This is a genomic window from Methanosarcina sp. A14, from assembly GCF_001729375.1.
Classification (GTDB): Archaea; Halobacteriota; Methanosarcinia; order Methanosarcinales; family Methanosarcinaceae; genus Methanosarcina; species Methanosarcina barkeri.
This window is the reverse complement of the sequence record NZ_LZPK01000225.1, coordinates 1-5,939: the sequence shown is the minus strand read 5'-3', so window position 1 is coordinate 5,939 and position 5,939 is coordinate 1. Positions and strand designations below refer to the sequence as shown.

The 5,939-nt window shown below is 40.1% G+C and carries 4 protein-coding genes; 3 read left to right on the top strand and 1 reads right to left on the bottom strand.

Annotated elements, in window-relative coordinates; translation table 11 throughout:
- Positions 1–716: 716 nt before the first annotated feature.
- Positions 717–1,838: an ORC1-type DNA replication protein gene (locus tag A9239_RS11090; protein WP_048122522.1), complete on the top strand. Its 1,122-nt coding sequence runs from the start codon at positions 717–719 to the stop codon at positions 1,836–1,838.
- Between the two features lie 254 nt (positions 1,839–2,092).
- Here the strand turns inward: A9239_RS11090 and thsB are convergent, their stop codons facing one another.
- Positions 2,093–3,751 carry a thermosome subunit beta gene (thsB, locus tag A9239_RS11085; protein ID WP_048122520.1) on the bottom strand — a complete coding sequence of 553 codons (1,659 nt, stop codon included), beginning with the start codon at positions 3,749–3,751 and terminating at the stop codon, positions 2,093–2,095.
- 1,011 nt (positions 3,752–4,762) lie between these two features.
- On the opposite strand from thsB, the gene A9239_RS19930 reads away from it, so the two are divergent.
- Entirely contained in the window at positions 4,763–5,281 is a 519-nt protein-coding gene (locus tag A9239_RS19930) for a serine hydrolase (RefSeq protein ID WP_218104599.1), read from the top strand.
- Positions 5,282–5,283: 2 nt separating this feature from the next.
- Entirely contained in the window at positions 5,284–5,784 is a 501-nt protein-coding gene (locus tag A9239_RS19925) for a serine hydrolase (protein ID WP_218104600.1), read from the top strand.
- Positions 5,785–5,939: the final 155 nt, after the last annotated feature.

Below are 5,939 nucleotides of genomic sequence, written 5' to 3'. Positions count from 1 at the left end.
AAAGAAAAGAAAAGAAAAAGAAAGAAAGTTGGGGGAAAGTATAGAAAACAACTGTATTTTGGCTCTGTAGAAATCCTAATAAAATAGACAGAAACAGATTGGATTGAATTTAAGTAGACAAAAACAGATCAGATTCAATAATTGAGATCCAACTCACGTCTTGAATCACAGGTGTTTGAGATTCCTCCAGCAACAGAATTTCTATAGAGCCCTAAACTACAGGTCTTTTTAAATATCAACTAATTAATAGAGGAGCATCAATGGCTTAATTCACTAAATAAAACAGTTTGTGAAGCGGTCTTTTGCATACTCTATATGCCTGGATTGTACTACTGACTCTTGTTTTGTAATGGAAGGAATTGAGTGAAAATTCAAAAAAGCTAAATGCAGTAAAGCATATCTACTAAAAATTTAGAAAAAATGGCTGAAATATTTATAAAAATCTAGCTCTCTGGGAATTTAATTTACTAATGATAAATCTAAAACTCTCTTATTAATTGAAGTCCATTCATGTAATATCTGACCCGAATGTTATAGGTTGATGCATAGAGACCATTAAATTCAAAATCAGTAGAGATTATTCGATTAGAAATGCGGAATCACCTTATTTCTACCCCTGTAACCCATTAAGCTCGGCTCCAGCCAGAAATACTTTTACAGCCCGACTTTCAATATTATTGATAATAACCGATTAACAACCTATGGAGTAACTTCTCTTGACAGGTAAAGACATACTATTCTGGGATGAGACCCTATTTAAGGACCCGTCTGTGCTTGAGCCTGACTATCTCCCTGAATATTTCCCTCACAGGGAGTCACAATTAAATGGGCTCAGATTTGCGCTCAAGCCAGCCCTGCGCGGTATGCGGCCTTTGAATTGTTTGCTTGTAGGTCCTCCCGGAACAGGAAAGACCAGTGCAGTTATGAAGGTATTCGGGGAAGTTGAAGCTCATGCAACCGGTGTCGTTACTGTCAAAGTTAACTGTCAGATTGATTCCACACGTTTTGCAGTAATGTCCAGGATTTACAGGAAGCTTTTTGGAATCTCTCCTCCCAACTCAGGAGTTGCTTTCAGGAAAATCTTTGAAGCCGTAGTTAATTTTCTAGTTTCTTCGGAGAAAGTTCTGCTTGTTGCTCTGGATGACCTCAATTATCTCTGCTATGAAGGGCATGCCAATGAGGTGATGTACTCGCTTTTAAGGGCACATGAGCAGTACCCCGGAACAAAGATAGGGATAATTGGAATCGTAAATGATGCTTCGGACCTCTATTGCCTGGATTCCAGGGTGAATTCGGTATTCCTGCCTGAAGACATTCCTTTCCCGAGATACGAAAATGTCGAAATTCTTGATATTCTCAAAGACCGGGTAAAATACGGCTTTTATCCTAAAGTGATTTCTGATGAATTACTTGAACTCGTAGTATCGTATGTAGAAAGGACAGGGGACCTCAGAGTTGGAATTGACCTTCTAAAACGTTCCGGTTTTAATGCCGAACGCAGGGGAAGCCGCACAATCTCTTCTGAAGATGTGGAAAAAACTTACGAAGCGTCCAAACTGCTTCATTTGTGCAGGGGTATAAGCCTCCTTTCAGATCCTGAAAAACACCTGCTTGAGCTAATAGCAAAAAAAGGAGAAGTCCATGCAGGTGAACTTTACAAATCCTTCCACGAATTAACTCAGCTTGGATATACTCGTTTTTATGGAATTGTCAACAAGCTCCAGGTACTTAACTACATAGATGCGGACTTTACCGGCAAGGGCCAGAGAGGCAGGACGAGAATTATAAATACAAAATTCAGAGCTGAAGATGTTCTTAATTGCCTTGAAAAGAAGTAAGTAAAAAGTCCTGTAAAGCCAGATAAGGAGCTATACGTTTCAAAATTGAAAAACCTGAAAACAACCCAAATAACCTTCTAAAGCCTGAAAAAAGCCTGAAAAAAGGAGAGTTACTTGGAGATTCACATCAATTTCCGGTGAGAGGCCGGAAGAGAGTTTTTCAGACTTCAATTTTTAAGGGCTAAAAGGAAGGCATGGCTTGAAAACCGTGCCTTTCCCTGTTTGTCCCAAAATGATTTTGTTACCTTTCCGGATTACATCATTCCTGGAGGCATTCCGCCTGGCATTCCGCCTGGCATTCCGCCCATTGCTCCTGGAGGCATTCCGCCTTCTTCAGGGCCTGCTGCACGGGTAGAAGCTATGACGTCGTCGATCCTGAGAATCATAACTGCAGACTCAGTAGCTGCATTGATAACCTGGGTCTTGACTCTGAGAGGCTCAACTACGAAGTTTTTCCACATGTCAACGACTTTGCCTTCGTAAACATTGAGTCCTGCGGTCTTTACACCTTTTTCGTGCTGTGAACGCAGCTCCATGAGCATGTCGATTGGATCTAGGCCTGCGTTTTCTGCAAGAGTTCTTGGAATAATCTCAAGAGCTTCAGCATAGGCTTTAACTGCAAGTTGTTCTCTACCTTCGAGGGTTGCTGCGTATTCCTGGAGTCTGAGTGCAACCTCAACTTCAGGGGAACCGCCGCCTGCAACGAGCTTCTCATCTTCGATTGCAACTCCGACCACACGCAGGGCATCTTCAAGAGCACTGTCAATACTGTCAACAACATGCTCTGTACCGCCGCGCAGCAGGATTGTTACAGCTTTCGGGTTGTCGCAGCCTGTGACAAAAGTCATGCTGTCTCCGCCAACCTTTTTCTCTTCAACGAGTGCTGCATATCCGAGGTCTTCAGGAGTGATTTCATCCATGTTTGTGATGAGTTTGCCGCCTGTTGCTCTTGCGAGTTTTTCCATGTCGCTCTTCTTAACTCTACGGACAGCAAAGATACCTGCTTTTGCAAGGTAGTGCTGGGCAAGTTCTTCAATTCCCTTCTGGCAGAAGACAACATTTGCTCCGCTGCTGATAACCTTCTGGACGATCTTCTTGAGCATCTGCTCTTCCTGATCAAGGAAGGACTGGAGCTGGTCAGGGGAGGTTATGGAGATTTCCGCATCTACTTCGGTGTCCTTCAGTTCGATTGCGCTGTTGAGAAGAATGATTTTTGCGTCCTTAACTTTTTCAGGCATGTTGGGGTGGATTCTTTCCTTATCAATGATCATACCACGGATAAGCTCGGAATCCTCTACCTTACCGCCGACTTTCTTAACAACATTGATGTTGTCTTTGTCAACAGTATTCTTTCCGTTTGAGTCTACAACGCTTGTTACAGCATCTACGGCGATCTCTGAGAGGAGTTTTTTGGAGGACTCTGCACCTTTTCCAGTCATTGCAGTTTCAGCAATGCTGACCAGCAGGTCACGGTTGGACAGTTCTACTGTCATTGCAAGGGAGTCCAGGACTTCTACGGCTTTTTCGGCTGCAAGCCTGTACCCTGCTGCGATAATTGTCGGGTGAATTTCCTGCTCGATTAAATCCTCAGCTTTACTTAAGAGCTGGCCTGCGACTACAGCTGCACTGGTAGTGCCGTCTCCGACTTCCTCATCCTGGGTCTTGGCTACTTCTACTACCATCTTTGCTGCGGGATGTTCGATGTCCATTTCTTTGAGGATGGTTGCCCCGTCGTTTGTAATAACCACATCGCCCATGGAGTCCACAAGCATTTTGTCCATGCCCTTGGGACCAAGGGTTGTTCTGACTGCTTCTGCTACTGCCTTTGCAGCCATGATATTATTATTCTGGGCATCCCTGCCTCTGGTTCGCTTACTTCCTTCTTTTAAAATAAATATTGGCTGTCCTGCCATGATTTAATCCTCCATTAGTATGAGTTTGAAATAGCTCTGCAATTAAAATTGCATTTTACATGTTTGTACTTCTATATAAACTCATCCCACTGGCAGCTCTGGATCCAACATTTCGCAGTATTTTTTTGAAAATAAATATTTTATCTTGATAGCGTTTTTGAAACATATTAAAGTAATTTGGGTACATAATGACATTTGGTGAAAAGTGAATTATACCATTTTTATTTTCTAATATGATGGCAGAGCTCAAAACCCTCTTCTTGTGGGTAATTTCCCGGAACATTGTGAAGAACTCTATGCTATGTCAATTGATTATGTTAATGAGTATGTCCTCTTCAAGAGAGTCAAAGATCGTTGGGAAGATCTCTATAATCTTGAAGGTCTAAAACCAAATTCTAATCCTTCCAGTCTCTCTCGATCTATGAGTATTCTACAAACTGAAAAGGCTATAAAAAACTGTAATTTTTCTCAACTCTAGCTAAACAAAATAAAAAAACGTTTCAGAAACTTAAATTCTAATTTGAAATTAAAAATAAATTAATACTTTATTCCAAAAAATATTATGTATTATATCCTTTTTTCAAAAAATACGTATAATTTTAATTTAAAACTCTATTTAATCCAATTTAAAATCGTAAAATTTATCTAGGAGTATTGTACTTCTTTTTTTGGTGAGCACTTGTGAAGTCTCTGGTTATCACATTGAACAAAAATTCTAAATAAAAACTATTTTTGGAGGTATTAGGTGTTTTTGATTTCATATTCCCAGTCAAATGTACGGGTATAGATCCTGATCTTAATTGGTTTAATAAGAAGATTAACCAAAAAAACGTGAAATATAAAGAATTTAAACCTTTTTAAGGAGTTTTATATACTAAATTACTATTATTTGGCTATATTTTCGACATATGGAGCTATTAATCTCTTTATTAGTGATATAAATGTATTAAAAAGCTTAAATGAGAGTTAAGAACAAAAGCACTATATTATGTCTTTGGGGAAGTGTCTATAATGCAAAGAAACTACTGGCCAACTACAAAATGGAAAGCTGTAGACTCGGGAACCTTGAGAATGGATTCAGAAAAGCTTTCAGAGCTTGAACCTATGATAAAATCCGAGTACAGCAATATAAATGGTATTGTTGTTGTGAAAAATGGATATATCGTTTATGAAAGATACTTTAATGGTTATGGCCCGGATGATACACACCATGTGGCATCTGTAACGAAAAGCATAATATCTGCTCTTATTGGTATTGCCATAGATGCAAGATATATTGAAAATGTAGACCAGAAGGTGCTGGATTTTTTCCCTGAGTACGCTCCCGATTCTGCTGATTTACAGAAACGAGAAATTACCATACGCCATCTTCTCACTATGACGGCCCCTTATCTATTTGAGGACTGGCACGAACCGCTGGACAGGATGTGTATGCAGCCTGACTGGGTAAAGTATATTCTGGATATGCTGGGCCAAAAGGGAAGTATTGGAACTTTTAAGTATTCCACTGCAGGGGCGCACCTGCTTTAACTATCATTACTCGTAGCACAGGAAAAAGTGCCCGTGAGTTTGCCAATGAACGCTTATTTAAACCCATTGGCATGAAAGAAATCCCGGATCATGAAATGAAAGCGTTTGGGTTTGAGGATTTATTCGGGAAAAATGTGAAAGGATGGGTTAAAGACCCAAACGGTAACTCTACGGGAGGATGGGGACTTAAGCTGACTCCCCGTGACATGGCACGTTTCGGTTTTCTATATCTTAACCATGGAATTTGGGACAATAATCAGATTATTTCCGGGACATGGATTGACGAATCAACAGCTATGAACCTCAATAAATACGGTTATTTGTGGTGGTTACGCGAAGAGGACGGGGTTTTTGCATATTTAGCACTGGGAGACGGTGGTAATGTTATTTGTTGTATTCCAGAAAAAGACCTGGTCATAGCAATTGCATCAGAATTCATTATTAATCCTCTTGATAGGTGGAAATTGATTAAAGAATGTATTATCCCGGCTACACTGGACTAAACTTATCTCCACCCGATCTGGAAAAGATATTTTACTGTAATTGATGTTGACCTGTCGAATATACGTTTCATATAGCTGTCTTTCCGCAGATGTCCTCTTAAAATGAATAATTTTCTTGCTATCGTTTTTGGAGTGATTTCCAAAATTTAGTATTG